At 71.9% G+C, this 288-nt stretch carries 1 pseudogene; it reads right to left on the reverse strand.

The features are described from left to right. Window positions 1-288 (reverse strand): annotated as a pseudogene (locus tag ACLBXO_RS32205) (hypothetical protein); the annotation flags it as partial.

Genomic DNA, 288 nt, shown 5'->3' on the forward strand with positions numbered 1-288 from the left:
GGGAAGGCGCCGCAGGGCTGGTTCTTGGTGGCGACCGTGCGCAGGCGTAGGAGCCCGACATCGTCGCGGCCGACATCGGCGGCCGCCAGCACCTCGCTCCAGGCATAGACCGTGTCGCCCGAAAACAGCGGCGCCACGTGGCGGCCGGCGTTGATGCCCGCGAGGGCGAAGGCGTTGCCGAGCCCGTTGAAGCCCAGCGCCCGCGCCAGCGAGATCACGTGGCCGCCGTAGATCAGGCGCCGGCCGAAGCGGGTGTCCTTGGCGGCGAGCCCGTCGAAATGCACCTTG

The organism is Methylobacterium sp. C33D (assembly GCF_053345825.1).